We start from the raw sequence: 17,757 nt of genomic DNA, 5'->3' as shown, positions 1-17,757 counted from the left end.
CGTGGGACTCGCGGGCGGGAGGTGTGGGGCGTTCGGGCACGTGGGTGCCGTGGGCGCGGCAAGGTTCACCGGGCGGGCGGGGGCCGTTCCGCCGGGCGACATCGGGACGTCAGACGTGATCACCAGGCTGGGCGCGACTTTTCCCAGGAGGCGGTATGTCCGACAGTTCCCCATCCCCCGGTCTCGCTCGCCGGACGCTGCTGCAGGCGGCCGTCGGCACGCCCGTCGCGGCCGCGGCCGTGCTCGGCGCCCAGCCCGCTCAGGCCGAAGCCGGCGGCCAGGCCGACGCCGACAGCCCGCGGTTCACGCTCGCGGTCGTGCCCGACACGCAGTACCTGTTCGACGAAGGCGGCTCCGACCCGGAGCCGGTCCGCGCGACCTTCCGCCACGTCGTCCAGCGGCGCCGGGAGGACGGCATCGTCTTCCTGGCGCACCTGGGCGACGTGACCGAGCACGGTACGGCCACCGAGATGCGCCAGGCCGACGACGTCTTCCGCGCGATCGACGGCCGGATGCCCTACAGCGTCCTCGGCGGCAACCACGACGTCTCCGGCGACGACCAGCGCGGCGACACGCCCTACCTGCAGACCTTCGGCCCGCGCCGCTTCGCCCGCTCCGGCACCTACCAGGGCAGCTCCCCCGACGGGTACAACAGCGCCCACGCCTTCCGCGCCGCCGGGCGGCAGTGGCTGCTGCTCGCCCTGGACTGGCGGGTCTCCGACGCCGGGATCGCCTGGACGAAGAGCGTCCTGGACGCGCACCGGGGGCTGCCGACGATCCTCACCACCCACGACCTCGTCTACCCCACCGACGACGGCGGCGCGCAGCTGTCCGACCACGGGCAGCGGCTGTGGGACCAGGTCATCCGCCGCTACGACCAGATCTTCCTCGCCATGGGCGGCCACTACTGGCCCACCGGCCGCACCACGCTGACCAACGACCACGGCCACCCCGTGCACCTGCACATCACCAACTACCAGGACCGCTACTACGGCGGCGCGGGCATGCTGCGGTACTACGCGTTCGACCTGGCCCGCGGCGTGATCGACGTCAGTACCTTCTCCCCCTGGCTGCGGGCGCGGCGGAACCCGACCGCCCTGGAGGCCGAGACCCACGAGCTGACCGGCGACACCGACCGGTTCACCGTCGAACTCGACTTCGACACCCGGTTCCCGCCCGCGCCGCTGCCGGCCCGGCCCGCCGCGCAGGTCGTCATCCCCGGCACGGTCGCGTACTGGCGGTTCGACGGCGAGGGGCTCACCGGCGCCGACGGCCGCCCGGTCGCGGCGGGCGCGGTCGCGCGGGACCTGTCCGGCAACGGCAACGACCTCACGATCACCCGCCTGCACGACGGGCCCGCCGACGTGCTCACCTTCTCCGCCGACCACCACCGCGCCGCGCCCGGCCACGGGAGCCTGCGCTTCGACGGCGGCCAGAACCCGGACCGGGGCGCGGTGCTGCGGACCAGCGCGACCGCGCCGCTGACCCGCGCCCGCTTCGAGAACGGCTACACCATCGAGACGTTCCTCAAGCTGCCCGACCCGTTCACCGGCGACCACGCGTTCATGGGGATCCTGAGCTGGGAGGGCCGCAGCGGGGACGCGGGCAAGACCAGCGGGTGGTCGCCCGACGAGCCGACGTGCAGCCTCAACCTGTCCGGCGAACGCTTCCTGCAGTTCGTGGTGTACCCGGTGGACCGGGACGCCGACCCGACCTCGTGGAGCCACGCGCTGCCGGTGGGCCGGTGGACGCACGTCGCGGTGGTCAACGACGGCCGCCGCACGGTGGTGTACGTGGACGGTTCGCGCATCGCCCGCAACGCCGCCGAGGACTCGCGGGGCATCACCACGCTGGGCAAGCCGTTCGCGCTCGGCGGGACGCAGTTCGCGGAGAAGTACGGCCAGGGGTACTACGGCTGGCTGGGCGACACGCGCATCGTGGCGCGGGCGCTGCGGCCGGAGCAGTTCCTGACCCGCTGACCGGCGGCCGGGACCCGGCGCGGGTCCCGGCCGCTCAGGTGACCTTCGCCAGCAGCCGCAGTGGCAGGTGCCGCATCGCGAAGCTCAGCGGGGTCCACGGCCAGGCCGGTGTGTAGGCGTGCGGGCGTTCCCGCTCGATGGCCCGCACCATCGAGCGCACGCCGGGCTCGGTGTCCACCAGCAGCGGCGTCTTGCGGACCCGGGCGTTCATCTCGGAGCGGATGTAGCCCGGGAAGATCGTCGTCACCCGGATGTCCGTGCCGAGCACGTCGGCGCGGATGCCCTCGGCGAGCGCGGCCACGCCCGCCTTGGTCGCCGCGTAGGTGGTCAGGTTCCGCGGCATCCCGCGCATCGCGCTCATCGACGAGATCACCACCAGGTGCCCGGCGCCCTGCTCGCGGAAGATCTCCATCGCGGCTTCGCACTGGGCGAGCGCGGCGACGAAGTTCACCTCCGCCGTCTGCTTGTTCGCGGCGAAGTACCCGGTGCCCAGCGGCTGCCCCTTGCCCAGTCCCGCGTTGACCACGATCCGGTCCAGCCCGCCCAGTTCGTCGCGCAGCTCGCGGAACACCCGGAACACCGCCTCGTGGTCGGTGACGTCCAGGGCGCGAACCGCTACTGTGACACCGGGATGCGCCGGCGTCACTTCCGAACGCAGCGCTTCGAGCCGCGGAAGCCGCCGCGCGCACAGGGCCAGATCCCGGTCCAGGGCCCCGAACTGCCGCGCCATCTCCTCGCCGAGCCCGGCGCTGGCGCCGATGATCAGAATCCGCTTTCGCACGCGGGACAACCTATCCGGTGCCGGACTTCGTCGCAGCGTGACAAATATCGGGCCGGACAGACCGAATGACGTTCGGCTCCTTCCGCGACCGGTCGCCGGCCGTAACATGAACGACTGCCCGACGTCACGAGAGGGGGTCGTTCGTCCTGGTAGAGAACCGGAACGCGGCGCTGCTCGCCTCCGGCCCACGCTGGGTCGCGGTCGAACTGCGCCCGCACGCCGGGCGGCTCGCGGCGGCGATCATGCGGGAGGTCCAGCGGTCGGTGCCGGCCTATTCGCGCCCGCTGACCGGGACGTTCGGCCGGGTCTTCACCGAGGGCGTCGAGCAGGCGGTGCGGCACGTCATCGAAAGCATCGGCAACCCCGCGATCAAGCACCACGACTGGATCGAGCTGTTCCGCGAGCGCGGCAGGCGGGAGTTCGCCGACGGCCGCAGCCTCGACGCGCTGCAGGCCGCGGCCCGCATCGGCGCGCGCGTGGCGTGGCAGTACGTCGCGCCGGTGCTGCGCAAAGCGGGCGCGTCGCCGCAGGTGCTGGCCCACGCGGCGGAAATCATCTTCGCCTATGTGGAGGATCTGTCGGCCACCGCGCTCGACGGGTTCCACGAGGCGCAGTCCAGTTCCGGCGGCACCATCGAGCGGCGACGGCGGCAGCTGCTCGAGCTGATCCTGTCCGGCCGCCCCGCCGGGCCGGAAACACTTGCGAACATGTCCCGGGGCGCGGGCTGGGCCCTGCCGGACAAGGCCGCGATCGTCGCGCTGGAACGCGCCGAGGGCACCGCCGATTTCCCCGTGGAGCTGCTGGACGACGAGGTCCTGGTAGACCTGGAGAGCACACGGCCGTGCCTGCTGACCACCCGCCCCAAACGGCACCTGTTCCCGCTGACCGGGCGCTGGAACGGCTGGCGCGCCGCGGTTTCGCCGACCGTCGCGCTCGCCGACGCGCCGGTTGCGCACCGCACCGCCCGGCGCGCGCTCGCGCTGCTGCCCGCGAGCGCCGGTGACGAGCCGATCACCTGGTGCGTGGACCAGCTGTCCGCGTTGTGGTTGCTGGGTGAGGACTTCCTCGCCGCCGAGGTGGCGCGGCAGGCGTTGCGGCCGCTGGACGCCCTAGGCGGCAAGCAGCGCGAGCGGCTCGGCGACACCCTGCTCGCGTGGCTGGAAACCCGTGGCGGGGCGCCGGAAATCGCCAAGCGCCTGCAGGTGCACCCGCAGACCGTGCGGGCGCGGCTGCACCAGCTGCGGGAGCTGTTCGGCGACCGGCTGGACGACAGCGAGGACCGGTTCAGCATGCACCTGGCGTTGCGCGCGCAGCGCCTCGCCGCGCGGGGTGACCGGCCGTGAGCGCGCGGATTTGTCACGTGGGTGAGGGAAAACGAGGCGCCGGCACTCATCCGCGTGCGGTGCGCTGGGCCGATCGCTTCGCGCGGTTGCTCCGCGCACGCAAGAGATCCTTGCCAAGCACCGGACGTGGTGCGATGTTGGTCCTCCCGACGAAGAGGTAGTCATGACCACCGATGCCGGTTACCGGCACGGGAACACCGTGCGGCAGAACGTCTCCCGGAGACCGCCCCGCGCGCCGGGACTCCCCCCGCGGCAGCGCCAGAACGAGCCGGAGTTCACCGCGGGCATCGGACGCGCCAGCAGGCTGTGGGCCTCGCTGCCGCGTGAGCTGGCGAAGGCGTTCCGGCCGCACGCCGACGCGATGACGGCCGAGATCCTGCGCGAGATCCAGCTCGCCGTGCCGGAGTACGCGCGGCCGCTGGAGGGTCCCTTCGGCCGGACCATCGTGCGCAGCATCCAGCAGGCGGTCCGGCACTGCATGGACAACCTCGGCAACCCCGCCGCGCCGCAGGAGGCGTGGATGGGCGTGTTCCGGCACCTGGGCAAGGTCGAATTCAGCGAGGGCCGCACGCTGGACCAGCTGCAGACCGCCTACCGCGTCGGCGGCCGGGTGGCGTGGCGGTACGTGGCGTCGGTGAGCCAGTCGCTGGGCCTGTCGACGGACTTCCTGTGCGTCGGGGCGGAGGCGATCTTCGCCTACGTCGACGAGATCTCCGCCTTGTCGCTGCAGGGGTACGCGGCCGCGCGGAAACGGGCCGCCGGCACGCGGGCGCGGCAGCGGCGCCAGCTGCTGGAACTGATCCTGGCCGACCCGCCCGCGTCCCCGAAGGCGATCGCCCGCCTGGCCGCGACCGCCGGGTGGCGGCTGCCGGACCGGGTCGTCGCGGTCGCCCTGGAACCGCGCGCCGATCAGCACCACCGCGAGCCGCCGTCGCTGGACAGCGAGGTGCTGATGGATCTGGAGGGGCCGCAGCCGTGCCTGCTGGCCGACCCGGACCTGGTCACGGCGGGCTCGCTGGAACCGGCGCTGGCCGGGTGGCGCGCGGTGATCGGGCCCGAGGTGAAGCTGGGCGACGCGGCGATGTCGCTGCGCTGGGCGCGGCGCACGGTGGATCTGGCCCGGCGCGGGGTGATCGAGGCGCCGCCGCTGGCGCGCGCGACCGATCACCTGGCGACGTTGTGGCTGCTGTCGGACGAGTTCCTCGTCAAGGAGCTGATCCGGCGCTGTCTCGCGCCGCTGAACGGGCTGACCGACAAGCAACGGACCCGGCTGGGGCAGACGTTGCTGGCCTGGCTGCAGTCCAGCGGGACGGCGCCGGACATGGCGGACCGGCTGGGCGTGCACCCGCAGACCGTGCGGTACCGGATGCGGCAGCTGGAGGAGCTGTTCGGGGAGCGGTTGAACGATCCGGAGAGCCGGTCGGATCTGGAGATCGCGCTGCGGGCGGCTCGGTTGTTGGGGGTTTCGTAGGTGTGTAGGCGCTACGCGCGTATCTGCGCTGCGCGCGGCTGAAAGCGCCGGCTTCGCTTCGCTACGCCCCGGTTGGTGCCCTCCCGAACCCGATCTTTCAGTGTTCGGTTGCCGAGAAGTCGCGTCAAGGCGGGAAAGCGTGCCTTGACCCGACTGCTCGGCAACCGATGTGGGCTGGGGATCGGGTGCGGGAGGCGGAGTGGTTCGGGGGGTTGTTGCTTAGCGTTGCCGGGTGGCGGTTGTGTTGTTTTGTTATGCGCCGTCCAGGGCTTGGCAGGTTGGGGCCTTCTCGAATGCCTTGGCGAGTTCGGGGTTGTTCGTGAGGTCCTTGGTGGGGCCTTCCGTGGCGGTGCCGAGGTGGGCGAAGGCGTCGCCGGCGCCGCGGACCGCCTGCTCGAAACTCGCCTGGTCGGTGATCGGCGCCGACTCCAGGGCGGCGCGGGCGGCGTCCACCGAGGACTTCGTCGCGTTCAGGGTGTCCATCGCCCGGTCCACCGTGGCCTGGCCGTCCGTCACCGGGGGCGGGCCCTCCCTGGTGATGCCGTGGCCCAGGTCGGTCAGGGCCTGCGACAGCGACGCCAGGTAGGTGACCAGGCCCTCCCGCGCCTTGCCGGCGTCCGAGGCGTCCACTCCGGGCAGCTGCGACAGCTTCGCCCCGCCGTCGCGGACGGCCGCGCACACGTGCTCCGACCAGGTGATCGCGGCGGCGTTCTCCTCCGGCACGGCCCGCTCCGGCCCGCACCCGGCCAGCACCGCCATCCCGGCCAGCGCGCCGGCGATCAACACAGCTCTCACGGCAACCCTCTCCTCAGCGTCGGCACCCGGCCGCCGTGTTCAGCGGCGCGGGTGTGGTGTCCAGGCCGTTGCGGTACCGGGTGCCCTCGTACCCGGCGGTGCACGGCAGCGGATCGAAGAACGTCGTCGCCAGGCCGAACCCCGCCGAATCACCCGTGATGACCGTGCTCCCGGCCTCGATCGCCGCGGGCGCGGCCACCAGCAGCTCCTCCACTCCGTCGCGGTGGGCGAGCAGCACCTGCGACGTGGTCAGCAGGTTCGCCAGCAACGTGGTCAGGTTCGGGCCGGTTTCGCGCAGCAGGCCGCTGATCTGCTCCGCGGCCGGGGGCGCCGACGACAGGATCGCCGACAGGTCCGCGTCCGAGTTCCGCAGCGTCTCGGCGATGCGCTTGGCGTCCGCGCCGAACGCCGTGATCGCGGCGGAGTTCTCGATCTGCGTGGTCAGCACGGTGTCCGCGTCGGTGATCAGCTGGATGGTCTGAGGCAGGTGGTCCGACGCCGATCGGGTGAACGCGGCCGTCGCGTCGAGCAGGGCCTGCAGGCTCGGGCCGGTGCCGAGCGTCGCCTCGTACAGTTCGTCGACCACCGAGCGCAGGTCGTCCCGCGGCACCGACGCCACCAGGCGGTCCAGGTTCAGCACCAGCTGCTCGTTCGGCAGCGGCAGCCGGGTGCGCGGCCGCGCGATCGCCGAGCCGTCGGCCAGCACCGGGCCGCCCGAGCTGCGGGGCCGCAGGTCGACGTACTGCTCCCCCACCGCCGACCGGTTGGTCACCACCGCCTCGACGTCCGCGGGCACCGGCAGGTCGCCGTCGTCGATGCGCAGGTCGGCCTCCAGCCCGGTGTCGGTGAGCCGCAGCTCCCCGACCCGGCCGATCGGCACGCCGTTGTAGGTGACCTCGGCATTGGTGAAGATGCCGCCGGAGTCGGCCAGTTCCACGCGCACCACGTACCCGCCGCCGCCGAAGAGCCGGTCCAGCCCGGCGTAGCGGGCGCCGACGTAGGTGATCCCGGCCAGCGCGATCAAGGCGAACACGATGACCTGCACACGCACCTTGCGGGTCAGCATCTAGGAACCCCCACCCAGCGGCAGCGGCACGGACTGCGCACCCGAGGTCTGGGCGTCGAAGTCCAGGTACAGGTTGAGGTAGTCGCCCTTGATGGCGTCCAGCGCGGCATCCGGGAACGGGAAGGTCAGCAGCATCTCCATCGCCTCCGGCAGCTGCTGCCCGGCCACGGTGAGCTGGCGCAGCGTCGGTTCCAGCGCCCGCAGGTCGGCGATCAGGTCGTCCTTGCCGCGGTTGACGGTATCGACGGCGACGCCGGAGAGGTGGTCGAGCGAGGTCAGCATGGTGACCAGCTGCTCACGCTGCCGCGCCAGCACGTCGATGCCGGGCCCGAGGTCGTCCAGCACCCCGGTGATCTGGTCCCGGCGCGCGGACAGCGACGCGGACAGCGCCTCGATGCCGGTCAGCGCGCGGGTGATCTCGGCGCGGTGCTGGTCCAGCCCGCCGACGAAGGTGTTCACCTCGGTCAGCAGGTCGCGGATCTCCGCCTCGTTCCCACCCAGTGCGGCGTTCAGCTCGCGGCTGATCTGCTGCAGCTGGCCCACGCCGCCGCCGTTGAGCAGCATCGACAACGCGCCGAGCACCTCCTCGACCTGCGGGTTGCGGTTGGTCCGCTCGACCGGGATGCGGGCGCCGTCGGCGAGGCTGCCCTGCGGTTCACCGGCCGCGGGCGGCCCCAGCTCGACGAACTTCTCCCCCAGCAGGCTGCTCTGCCGCAACCACGCCTCCGCGTTCGCCGGCAGCCGCACCGTGCCGTTGACCAGCAGCGTGACCTGCGCGGTGCGGCCGTCGGCGGACAACTCGATCCGCTCGACCCGGCCGACCGGCACGTCACCGACCTGCACCGCGGACTGCGGCACGAGGTCGAGCACGTCGCGGAACCCGACGGTGACCCGGTACGGGTGGTCGCCGAGGTCCGCGCCGCCGGGCAACGGCGTGTCGTAGAGCCCGCCGAACGAGCAGCCGGCCAGCAGCGCCAGCACGGACAGCAACGCCAGGGACATCCGCTTCATCGGCTGCCTCCCAGCGGCAGGACCGGGCCCATGCTGAACTCGTTGAGGTCGGCGCGGCTGTAGATCGTCGAGTTGGCCGGGTCGTAGGCGGCGAGCAGCCGGTTCAGCGCCTCCGGCGCCGCGGTCAGCGCCTCGGACAGCGCGGCGCGCTGGTTCGCCAGCACCTGCGTGGTCCCCATCAGCTTGTCCACATTGGACTTCACGCGGCCGCGGTTGTCCCGCACGAACTGCTGGATCTGACCGAGCGCCGAGGCCAGTTCGTCCAGCGACGCGCCGAAGACGTCCCGTTCGGAGGCCAGGAACGCCGACACCTGCGCCAGCAGATCGGCCAGCCGGCCCACCTGGTCGTCGTTGTCCGCCAGCATCGTGGTGAACCGCTGCAGGTTGTCGACGGTGGCGAACAGGTCGTCGCGCGACCCGCTCAGCGTCGTGGCCGCCTGGCCGAGCTGCCGGATCATCTCGCCGAGCTGGGCGCCGTTGCCCGTGAGGTCCTCCGCCGCGCTGCTCAGCAGCTCCGACAGCGCGCCGCCACTGTTGGCGCCCTGCGGTCCCAGCGCGGTCGTCAGCCGGTCCAGGCTCGCGAACAGCTGGTCCAGCTCGACCGGCACCGCGGTGCGCGCCACCGGGATGACCGTCCCGTCGGCGATCTCCGGCCCGCCGCGGTAGACCGGCGCGAGCTGCACGTACCGGTCGCTGACCAGGCTCGGCGTCACGACCAGCGCGGCGGCGTCGGCGGGCACCCGGATGCCGCGGTCGACGGTGAAGACCACCTTGACCTGCTGCCCCTGTGGTTCGACGGTGTCCACGGTACCCACCGGGACGCCGAGGATCCGCACCTCCGAACCGGGGTAGATCCCGACGGCCGCGGTGAAGTACGCGGTGAGGTGCTTGCCGCGCGCGCTGTCCCGCACGACGATCACGATCGCGGTGGCCAGCGTCGCGAGGATCACGACGAGCACGCCCCAGCGCAGCCACCTGCCCAGACGGGACATCGCCATCAGCCGCCCCCTCCCGGTTTCGGTGGCATGCACGGGCTGCCGTCCGCGGGGACGATGAGCCCGCACAGGTAGGTGTCGATCCAGGCGCCGTTGCCGAGCGCGTCGCCCAGCAGCCGGTAGAACGGGCCGGACAGGCTCAGGCTGCGATCCAGCGTGGCCTGGTTGCGCTGCAGCACGTCGGTGACCCGGTCGAGCTGTTCCAGCGCGGGGCCGAGCTGCGCGGTGTTCTCGTCGATCAGGCCGCGCACCTGCTGGGACAGGTCCCGGGTGCCGCGCAGCAGCTGGTCGATCGCGGCCCGGCGCTGGTCGAACTCGGTCAGCAGCACGTTCCCGTCGGTGATCAGGCGGGCGAGCCGGTCGGTGCGTTCGGCGACCGTGCCGCTGAGTTGCGCGGTGCCGTCCAGCAGCTGCTTGAGCTGGGTGTCGCGCGAGGAAATGGTCTGCGACAACGCGGCCAGACCGTCCAAAGCGGACCGGACGTCCTGCGGGGTGGCGGCGTCGAAGGTCTGCGCGAGCGTGCGGAAGCTCGCCGCGAGCTGGCCGGTGTCGAGTTCACCGGTGGTGCGGGCCAGGTCGGCGAAGGCGTCGTTGACGTCGTACGGGATGACCGTGCGGCTGCGCGGGATGGGCTGGTCCGGGTCCTGGTCGCGCTCGCCGCGCGGGTCGAGCGCGAGGTTCTTGGCGCCCAGCAACGTCTTGATGCGCACCGAGACGGTGCTCTCGTCGCCGACCCACGTGTCGTCGACGCGGAAGGTGACCTTGACGTGGTCGCCGTCCAGCGAGACGCCGGTGACCTCGCCGACCTTCGCGCCCGCGACCCGCACCTCGTCGCCGCTCTTGAGCCCGGCGGCCTCGGTGAACTCCGCGGTGTAGGTGGTGCCGCCCAGCGCGGGCAGCCGGTCCCAGAACAGGGTGAGCGCGCCGAGCACGAGCATCAGGGCCAGCCCGGCGAGCCCGAGCCGGAAGGAGTTGCGCGACCGGAACGACTTCATCGACGGCACCTCGCCTCGGTCACCGGCACGCCGACCGGGCCGCCGCCGGGCGCGGGGGTGGCGTCGGAGCGCACCGAGCACAGGTAGAAGTTCAGCCACGAGCCGTAGGAGGCGATGCGGCCGATCGCCTCGTACTTGACGGGCAGGTTGTTCAGGAACCGCTCGAACTCGGGGGTGTTGTCGCCCAGGGTGCGCGCCAGTTTCTCCAGCGCGTCGATGTCGTTGCGGAGTGGTTCCCGCGCGTCCCGGACGAGCCCGGCGGTGGCGGTGGTGAGCTCGCCGATGCCGTCGATGGCGCCGCCGATCGCGCCGGAGTTCGCGGCGAGACCGGACACCAGCTGCTGGGTCGCGTCGAGCAGCTGCGCGAGCTGCCCGTCACGCGCGTTGACGCGGTCGAGCACCTGGTTGAGGTTCGTGATCACCTGGCCGATCACCTGGTCCTGGCCGGCGAGCGAGGACGTCAGCGACGCGGTGTGCCGCAACAGGTCCGCGACCGTGCCGCCCTCGCCCTGCAGCACCTGCACGATCTCGCCCGCGAGCTGGTTGACGTCCTGCGGGGACAGCGCCTGGAACAGCGGCTTGAACCCGTTGAACACCTCGGTCAGGTCCAGCGCGGGCCGGGTGCGGTCGAGCGGGATCAGTCCGCCCGGCTCCAGGCGCCCGGTACCGGTGCCCTGGTCGAGCGTGATGTACCGCTGGCCGATCAGGTTGCGGTACTTCACCGCCGCGGTGACCGTCGCGCTGAGCGTGCGGTCGCGGTCCACCGAGAACGACACCTCGGCGATGCGGCGGTCCACGATCTCGATGCCGGTGACCTGCCCGATGCGCACCCCGGCCATGCGCACGTCGTCGCCGGGGTTGAGCGAGGTGACGTCGCTGAACCAGGCGCGGTAAGTGACCGTGCCGCCGTCGCCGCGGTTGGCGATCGTGATCGCCAGGAGCCCGGTCGCCAGCACCGTGACGACCGCGAAGATCAGGCCCTTGACCAGCGGTCGGATCATTTCAGCGTCACCTCCGCGCCACGCAGCAGCGGGTTCATCAGCAGCCCGCTCCAGCCGGGGATCTCGGACGGCCGCTCCCCCAGCACCGGGGCGAGCAGCTCGGACAGGAACCGCTGCGCGGCCGGGGTGTCCGCCCCGGGCGCGGCCGACCCGGCCGCCGGGCACCGCGGTCCGTCCGCCGCGGGCGGCGGGGCGCCGCCCTGCCTCGGCGGCCGCACCGTCAGGTCCACGTGCAGGCCGGGTTCGGCCGTGCCCACCCCCAGGGCCCGCTCGACGACCGGTTTCAACCGGGCGGCCGCGTCGGCCACGCACGGGATCTCCGGGCTGTACTCGGCGAGCAGGTCGAGCACCGGCCTGCTGTCCGCGGACAGGTCGACCAGCGTGTCGTCGTTGGCGTCCAGGAAGCCCCGCGCGTCGGAGGCGGCGGCGGTGACCGTGCCGAACAGCGCGGCGAGGTCCTGCTGCTGCCGGGTCAGGGTGGCCGCGGTGGCGCGCAGATCGGCCATCGCGTCCACCAGGTCCGGCGCGGCGGTGGTGTAGGTCCGCACGGTGTCGGCGAGCTTGGTGATCGCGGTGCGCAGCGCCGGCACCTCCGGGTTGAGCCGGCCCAGGTAGTCGCCGAGCGCCACCAGCGTCGTGCCCAGCTCGGGGCCGCGGCCTTCCAGCGCCTGCGACACCGCGCCGAGCGTGCTCGCGAGCTTCTGCGGCTGCACGGCCTGCAGCACCGGCAGCAGATCACGCAGCGCCTGCTCCACCTCGACCGCCTGGGTGCTGCGGTCCTCCTGGATCACCGCACCGGCGGACAGCGCGCGCGGCGCGGGCTCCGGCGGGATCACCAGGGTGACGTAACGCTGACCGAACAACGTCTTCGGCAGCAGCCGGGCGGACACGTTGGACGGGATGCCGGAGATGCGGTCCGGGTCCATGGCCAGCTCGACGTCGACCCAGCCGGGCCGGACCTCGATCGAGCGCACCGATCCGACGAGGACCCCGCGCACCTTGACGTCGGCGTTCTCCTTCAGCTGGGTGCCGGCCCGCTCGGCCCGCAGCACCACCGGGACGGCGGAGCTGAAGGTCTTGCGGTAGACGGCGACCGCGAACCAGCCCATCGCGCCGAGCAGCGCGAGGAACACCAGCCCGAGCGCGCCGAACACCAGGCGTCTGCGTCGCTCGCTCATCCGGCCACCCGCACGGTCGTGGTGGCGCCCCAGATCGCCAGGCTGAGGAAGAAGTCGAGCACGCTGACCACGACGATCGAGGTGCGCACCGAGCGGCCCACCGCCACCCCCACCTCGGCCGGGCCGCCACCCGCGCGGTAGCCGTAGAAGCAGTGCGTGAGGATGATCGCGACGCTGAACACCATCACCTTGAGAAACGACCAGAGCACGTCCTCGGGCGGCAGGAACAGGCTGAAGTAGTGGTCGTAGGTGCCGCCGGACTGGCCGTAGACGGTGACGGTGATCGTGCGGGCCGCGAGGTAGGAGGTCAGCAGGCCGATCACGTACAGCGGGATGATCGCGACGAACCCGGCGACGATCCGGGTGGTCACCAGGTAGGGCATGCTGCGCACGGCCATCACCTCGAGCGCGTCGATCTCCTCGGCGATCCGCATCGCGCCGAGCTGGGCGGTGAACCGGGAGCCGACGGTGGACGACAGCGCGAGCGCGGCGACCAGCGGGGCGATCTCGCGGGTGTTGAAGTAGGCCGAGAGGAACCCGGCGAAGGCCGACGTGCCCAGCTGGTCGAGCGCGGAGAAGCCCTGCAGGCCGACGACCGTGCCGGTGAACACGCACATGCCGACCATCACGCCGATCGTGCCGCCGATGACGGCGAGCGCGCCGCTGCCGAACGCGACCTCGGCGAGCAGGCGGATCACCTCGCGGCCGTAGCGGGTGAGCGTGCGGGGCGTCCAGGCCAGGGCGCGCAGGTAGAAGGCGAGCTGATCGCCCAGGCGCACCAGGCCGTTCATCGGGCGCTCCGGGTTGAGCAACCGGTGGGTCACTGCCTCAGGCTCCCTTCGCCGGCACGACGCGCAGGTAGATCACGCTGATCACGAAGTTCACGAAGAACAGCAGCAGGAACGTGATGACGACGGACTGGTTGACCACGTCCCCCACGCCCTTGGCGCCGCCCTTGGGGTGGAGGCCGCGGTAGGAGGCGACGAGCCCGGCGAGGAACCCGAAGATCACCGCCTTGATCTCGCCCACCCACAGGTCGGGCAGCTGCGCCAGGGCGGAGAAGCTGGCGAGGAACGCGCCCGGGGTGCCGTCCTGCAGCAGGACGTTGAACACGTAGCCGCCGGTGACGCCGACGAAGCTGACCATGCCGTTGAGCAGCACGGCGACGGCCATGGCGGCGAGCACCCGCGGCACGACGAGCCGCTGGATCGGGGAGACGCCGAGGACCTCCATGGCGTCGATCTCCTCGCGGATGGTGCGTGAGCCGAGTTCGGCGCAGATCGCGCTGCCGCCCGCCCCGGCGACGACGAGGGTGGTGACGATCGGGCTGGCCTGCTGGATGACGGCGAGGACGCTGGCGGCGCCGTTGAACGACTCGGCGCCCAGCTGGCTGGTGAGGCCGCCGAGCTGGAGGGTGATGACGGCACCGAACGGGATGCTGACGAGCGCCGCGGGCAGGATCGACACGCTCGCGACGAACCAGAACTGCTGCACGAACTCCCGCACCTGGAAGGGCCGCTTGAACATGGCGACGACGATGTCCAGGGCGAGGCCGAAGAGCTTGCCGAACTCGCCGACGGCGTTCCGGGCGGCGGCGACGGGGGCGGTCACGTCAGCCCACCCCCTGCGCGGTCAGCGTCGTGGTCATCTTGTTGCCCGGGCCCGAAATCAGGCCGGTCAGCAGCGGGTCCAGGTCCTCGCTCACGCCGCAGCCGGAGAACGCGGGAATGTCGAAAGTGGACTCGATCGTCGACTTGCTGCCGGGCAGCAGCGAGGTCTGTCCCTTCATCGGGATCACCAGCGGCGAAACCGTCCGGCAGTTCGCGCCCACCGCGATCGGCACGCCGTCCTGCCGCACGTCGCTCACCACCAGGTTCACCCGCACCGTCAGGTCGATCGTGGGGGTGAACAGGCCACCGCTGATGTCCGCCGTGCCCGTCGCCTTGCCCTCCTGCGGCAGCTCCACGTCGCTGGTGACCGGCATGAACCGGAACGCCACGAAGTAGCCGGCCGACTTCGGCAGGTTCAGCTCGCCCTCGACGCGGATCGTGTCCGGCAGGTCGCCGGGGAACAGGCCGGCGTCGAACGTGCCCTGTTCCAGCACCAGGTCCGAACCCATCTTCGCGATGCGTGAGACGCCGTCGACGAGGAACTTCGCCGTCAGCAGCGGCGTGTCCGCCGTGACGCCGGGCACCGGTGGCGCGGCGGGCGCGGTCACCGCCACGCGTGCCAGCTCCCCGTTCGCCGCCGGGTCGGCGGTGCACGCCAGGTCGGCGGTCAGCGTCTCACCGCGCGCGACCAGCTTGGGAACCAGCGAAGTGAGGGAGACCGTCACCGGACCCGCACCGGCCGCGATCGGCGGAACGCGGCCGGGCAGCGTGATCCGCAGCTCGCCGTCGGCGGGGAGCGGGATCTCCGATGTGGACAGTCCGGTGACGGTCAGTTCCTGGGTGCCCGCCTGCTGGGTGACGCTCAGCTGCACCGCGGCGGACGCGTCCACCGACGTGGCGCCCGAATCGCGCAACGCGTCGACCGCCCCGGCCGGCACGACGAGGGTCACGGACGCCGCCGACACGGGCACGTTCGCGCCCTGCACAACGGTTTCGCCGAACGTGGCGCTGAAGGAGACCGGCACGTCCACCGGTCCCCCGGCCTGGCACGTGCTCGTGCCGCCGCGGGTGGCCGCGGTGGCGACGGCCGGCGTCGCGGGCGCCAGCGCGGCGGCCACGAGAGCCAGTCCCAGCGCGGCGACAGCGGCGCGACGTGACCGGGTTTGCGTCATCGAACCCTCCGGTAGCGGACCGCGAGGACGTTACCGACGAGTCAACGAGCGCCACAACGCTTCGCGTTCGTTCTCCGGCGGCACCGGTTTTTCTTGTCACGGAACGACGAAATACCGGTTCCGCGGGTGTCACCCGCCAGCGTCCTCCAGCAGCAGGCGCTTGAGCACCTTGCCGGTCGGCGTGCGCGGCAGCTCGTCGACGAACACCACCTCGCGCGGGATCGCGAACCGCGCGACCCGGCGGCGCAGGTACGCGCGCACCACGTCCTCGTCGAGCCGGGCCCCCGGCCGCACCGTCACGAACGCGACCAGCCGCTGCCCGAACTCGTCGTCGGGCACGCCGAGCACGGCCGCGTCGGCGACGCCGGGCAGCTCGGTCAGCGCCTCCTCCACCGGCCGCGGGAACACGTTCTCCCCGCCGGAGACGATCATGTCGTCGTCCCGGCCGGCGACGAACAACCGGCCGTCGGCGTCGAGGTAGCCGCGGTCGCCGGTGTCCATCAGCTCGCGGCGGACCGTGCGGCTGGTGCCGTCCGTGTAGCCGTCGAAGAGCAGGTCGTTGCCGACGAAGATGGCGCCGACCGTGCCCGGCGGCACCGGTTCGCCCGCCGGGCCGAGCACCGCCAGCCGCGTGCCCAGTGGCGGATATCCGGCGGTGGCGGGGGCGGCGCGCAGGTCGGCCGGGGTGGCGACGGAGGCCGCCGACACCTCGCTCGAGCCGTAGAAGTTGTAGAGCACGTCACCGAAGGCGTCCTGGAACGCCGTGACGAGCGAAGCGGGCAGGGCCGACCCGCTGCTCGCCACGATCCGCAGGCCGCTGGTGTCGTACCGCGCCCGCACGTCCGCCGGCAGCGCCATGATGCGCTGCAGCATCACCGGAACCGCGAACATCGCGGTGCACCGGTGGTCCTGGATCGCCCGCAGGCACGCCTCCGGGTCGAACCGGCGCTGCATCACCAGTGTCGCCCGCAGCGGCATGCCGACCTGCAGCGCGGACAGGCCCCAGGTGTGGAACAGCGGGGCGGCCATCAGGATGCGTTCCCCCGCCCGCAACGGAATCCGCGACAGCAGCGCCACCGCGGCGCCCAGGCCCTTCGGCGTCGGCCGCCGCGCGCCCTTGGGCGTGCCGGTGGTGCCCGAGGTGAGGACGACGATCGGCGCGGGCCGTTCGGGCGGGGTGAACTCGGCGTCCGGGGTGTCGGCGATGACCTCGGCCAGCGTCGGCTGCCCCGCCGGGCCCGCGTCGGCGCCGGTGAGCACGACCGCGGTGAGCGGCAGCCCGGCCACCAGCGGCGCGAACTCGCCGTCGGCCACCAGCACGCGCACGTCGTGCCGCGCCACCGCGTCGGCCACCTGCGGCCGGGCCAGGCCGGTGTTGAGCAGCACGGTGCCCGCGCCCAGCCGTCCGCACGCGAGCAGTGTCTTCACCATCGCGCTGTGGTTGCGCGCCATGATCGCCAGGGTGCCGTCCGGTCCGACGCCGACGGCCCGCAGTGCGGCGGCGAGCCGGTTCGCCTCGGCGCTCAGCCCGGCGAACGTGGTGGGGGCGCCGTCGTCGTCGATCACCGCGATGCCGCGGGGCGAGCGGGCCGCGGCCGCGGTGTACCCACCGGCCAGGGTGGCGCCCCACTGGACCAGCGCGCGCAGCTGCCGCACGAGGCGGTCCGGCCGGGCGGGCGCCAGGATGCCCGCCGCGATCAGGGTGTTGGCGATCTGCCGGGTCGACGGGGCGCGGCCGGGCGGCCACGGTTCCGCGATCTCCCGGAGGTGGCGCTCGATCCGATCGAGACCGTCCCGCGCCCACGACCGCACCTCGGCGGCGGTGGGGGCGCGGCCCGGGCCCGGCACGCCCGGCCGGAAGTAGATGATCTTGAGCCGGGTGCCCGGGGAGGCGTCGGACAGGCGCACCGACAGGCAGCCACCGGTGTCCGGCACCGTCTCCAGCACCAGCTGTTCCTCGCGGCGGCTCAGCAGCACCCGCATCTCGTGCTCGACCGGACGTCCGCTGAGCGTCAGCCGGATCCGGTAGCGTGCGTGGCGTCCCCGGCCGCCCGTCCGCTCGACCGCACCGACGCCCCGGAAGAAGCGGGGGTACAGTTCCGGCGACCCGAGCAGCGGCCACAGCGCGGCGCGCGGCTGGCCGGAGAACAGGTCGAACGTCACGCACTCGGGCATTCGCGGAACCTAGAACCGGCCCCCCTGCCGGTCAAGGCGGCCGCGCGTTGTCGGCACACGCGCGCGAGCCGGGAAACCGGTTTTTGTCACCGCGGTGAGTGCTCGCGCAGGCCGCCGGTGAACATTGTCCGCGTCGTACGGGTCCGATCGGCGCGGCCGTATCAGCCGGTGACAAGTTCCTTGGC

At 72.6% G+C, this 17,757-nt stretch carries 15 protein-coding genes; 3 read left to right on the top strand and 12 right to left on the bottom strand.

Annotated features, from left to right (window positions below; genetic code table 11):
• The first annotated feature begins 155 nt into the window (after positions 1–155).
• Positions 156–1,979 carry a LamG-like jellyroll fold domain-containing protein gene (locus D0D28_RS28185; RefSeq protein ID WP_116113833.1) on the top strand — a complete coding sequence of 608 codons (1,824 nt, stop codon included), beginning with the start codon at positions 156–158 and terminating at the stop codon, positions 1,977–1,979.
• Between the two features lie 34 nt (positions 1,980–2,013).
• On the opposite strand, the gene D0D28_RS28180 is transcribed toward D0D28_RS28185, so the two are convergent.
• Positions 2,014–2,760: an SDR family oxidoreductase gene (locus tag D0D28_RS28180; protein ID WP_240323386.1), complete on the bottom strand. Its 747-nt coding sequence runs from the start codon at positions 2,758–2,760 to the stop codon at positions 2,014–2,016.
• Positions 2,761–3,002: 242 nt separating this feature from the next.
• Here D0D28_RS28180 and D0D28_RS28175 point away from each other — a divergent pair, with 242 nt between their 5' ends.
• Entirely contained in the window at positions 3,003–4,103 is a 1,101-nt protein-coding gene (locus D0D28_RS28175; protein ID WP_240323385.1) for a PucR family transcriptional regulator, read from the top strand.
• A 163-nt stretch (positions 4,104–4,266) separates the two neighbouring features.
• A complete protein-coding gene (locus tag D0D28_RS28170) occupies positions 4,267–5,574 on the top strand; it encodes a PucR family transcriptional regulator (protein WP_116113826.1) in 1,308 nt (435 codons plus the stop codon).
• 252 nt (positions 5,575–5,826) lie between these two features.
• Here D0D28_RS28170 and D0D28_RS28165 read toward each other — a convergent pair whose 3' ends face one another.
• The 11 genes from D0D28_RS28165 to D0D28_RS28115 form a co-directional block, all read right to left on the bottom strand.
• Positions 5,827–6,369, bottom strand: a complete 543-nt coding sequence (locus D0D28_RS28165) for a hypothetical protein (RefSeq protein WP_162831216.1) — start codon at positions 6,367–6,369, stop codon at positions 5,827–5,829.
• A gap of 13 nt (positions 6,370–6,382) precedes the next feature.
• Complete coding sequence (locus D0D28_RS28160; protein ID WP_116113821.1) at positions 6,383–7,435, bottom strand: MCE family protein; 1,053 nt, start codon at positions 7,433–7,435, stop codon at positions 6,383–6,385.
• Entirely contained in the window at positions 7,436–8,446 is a 1,011-nt protein-coding gene (locus D0D28_RS28155; RefSeq protein ID WP_094008436.1) for an MCE family protein, read from the bottom strand. It abuts the gene before it with no gap.
• Complete coding sequence (locus D0D28_RS28150; protein ID WP_094008435.1) at positions 8,443–9,444, bottom strand: MCE family protein; 1,002 nt, start codon at positions 9,442–9,444, stop codon at positions 8,443–8,445. The genes D0D28_RS28155 and D0D28_RS28150 overlap by 4 nt, the downstream gene beginning before the upstream one ends.
• Positions 9,444–10,436, bottom strand: coding sequence for an MCE family protein (locus D0D28_RS28145; RefSeq protein ID WP_205413381.1), 993 nt, complete (start codon positions 10,434–10,436; stop codon positions 9,444–9,446). The genes D0D28_RS28150 and D0D28_RS28145 overlap by 1 nt, the downstream gene beginning before the upstream one ends.
• Positions 10,433–11,437, bottom strand: coding sequence for an MCE family protein (locus D0D28_RS28140; RefSeq protein WP_116113816.1), 1,005 nt, complete (start codon positions 11,435–11,437; stop codon positions 10,433–10,435). The genes D0D28_RS28145 and D0D28_RS28140 overlap by 4 nt, the downstream gene beginning before the upstream one ends.
• Positions 11,434–12,615, bottom strand: a complete 1,182-nt coding sequence (locus D0D28_RS28135) for an MCE family protein (RefSeq protein ID WP_116113813.1) — start codon at positions 12,613–12,615, stop codon at positions 11,434–11,436. The genes D0D28_RS28140 and D0D28_RS28135 overlap by 4 nt, the downstream gene beginning before the upstream one ends.
• Positions 12,612–13,406 (bottom strand): MlaE family ABC transporter permease, encoded by a 795-nt coding sequence (locus D0D28_RS28130; protein WP_116113836.1) that lies wholly within the window; start codon positions 13,404–13,406, stop codon positions 12,612–12,614. The genes D0D28_RS28135 and D0D28_RS28130 overlap by 4 nt, the downstream gene beginning before the upstream one ends.
• A gap of 37 nt (positions 13,407–13,443) precedes the next feature.
• Positions 13,444–14,142 (bottom strand): MlaE family ABC transporter permease, encoded by a 699-nt coding sequence (locus D0D28_RS28125; RefSeq protein WP_341867324.1) that lies wholly within the window; start codon positions 14,140–14,142, stop codon positions 13,444–13,446.
• Positions 14,143–14,227: 85 nt separating this feature from the next.
• Positions 14,228–15,397 (bottom strand): DUF6801 domain-containing protein, encoded by a 1,170-nt coding sequence (locus D0D28_RS28120; protein WP_162831215.1) that lies wholly within the window; start codon positions 15,395–15,397, stop codon positions 14,228–14,230.
• 129 nt (positions 15,398–15,526) lie between these two features.
• Entirely contained in the window at positions 15,527–17,572 is a 2,046-nt protein-coding gene (locus tag D0D28_RS28115; RefSeq protein WP_116113808.1) for an AMP-binding protein, read from the bottom strand.
• Between the last annotated feature and the right edge of the window lie 185 nt (positions 17,573–17,757).

The organism is Amycolatopsis ruanii, from assembly GCF_003385175.1.
Taxonomy (GTDB): Bacteria; Actinomycetota; Actinomycetes; order Mycobacteriales; family Pseudonocardiaceae; genus Amycolatopsis_E; species Amycolatopsis_E thermalba.
Note: the sequence above shows the minus strand (reverse complement) of the source record. Positions and strands in the feature narration are given on the sequence as shown.

What these genes read in the sequence shown, in the direction of transcription:
- D0D28_RS28150 (WP_094008435.1), bottom strand. Translation starts at nt 9,444, where the DNA reads ATGGCGATGTCCCGTCTGGGCAGGTGGCTGCGCTGGGGCGTGCTCGTC.
- D0D28_RS28185 (WP_116113833.1), top strand. Translation starts at nt 156, where the DNA reads ATGTCCGACAGTTCCCCATCCCCCGGTCTCGCTCGCCGGACGCTGCTG.
- D0D28_RS28175 (WP_240323385.1), top strand. Translation starts at nt 3,003, where the DNA reads ATGCGGGAGGTCCAGCGGTCGGTGCCGGCCTATTCGCGCCCGCTGACC.
- D0D28_RS28170 (WP_116113826.1), top strand. Translation starts at nt 4,267, where the DNA reads ATGACCACCGATGCCGGTTACCGGCACGGGAACACCGTGCGGCAGAAC.
- D0D28_RS28120 (WP_162831215.1), bottom strand. Translation starts at nt 15,397, where the DNA reads ATGACGCAAACCCGGTCACGTCGCGCCGCTGTCGCCGCGCTGGGACTG.
- D0D28_RS28160 (WP_116113821.1), bottom strand. Translation starts at nt 7,435, where the DNA reads ATGCTGACCCGCAAGGTGCGTGTGCAGGTCATCGTGTTCGCCTTGATC.
- D0D28_RS28125 (WP_341867324.1), bottom strand. Translation starts at nt 14,142, where the DNA reads ATGTTCAAGCGGCCCTTCCAGGTGCGGGAGTTCGTGCAGCAGTTCTGG.
- D0D28_RS28135 (WP_116113813.1), bottom strand. Translation starts at nt 12,615, where the DNA reads ATGAGCGAGCGACGCAGACGCCTGGTGTTCGGCGCGCTCGGGCTGGTG.
- D0D28_RS28140 (WP_116113816.1), bottom strand. Translation starts at nt 11,437, where the DNA reads ATGATCCGACCGCTGGTCAAGGGCCTGATCTTCGCGGTCGTCACGGTG.
- D0D28_RS28115 (WP_116113808.1), bottom strand. Translation starts at nt 17,572, where the DNA reads ATGCCCGAGTGCGTGACGTTCGACCTGTTCTCCGGCCAGCCGCGCGCC.
- D0D28_RS28145 (WP_205413381.1), bottom strand. Translation starts at nt 10,436, where the DNA reads ATGAAGTCGTTCCGGTCGCGCAACTCCTTCCGGCTCGGGCTCGCCGGG.
- D0D28_RS28155 (WP_094008436.1), bottom strand. Translation starts at nt 8,446, where the DNA reads ATGAAGCGGATGTCCCTGGCGTTGCTGTCCGTGCTGGCGCTGCTGGCC.
- D0D28_RS28130 (WP_116113836.1), bottom strand. Translation starts at nt 13,406, where the DNA reads ATGAACGGCCTGGTGCGCCTGGGCGATCAGCTCGCCTTCTACCTGCGC.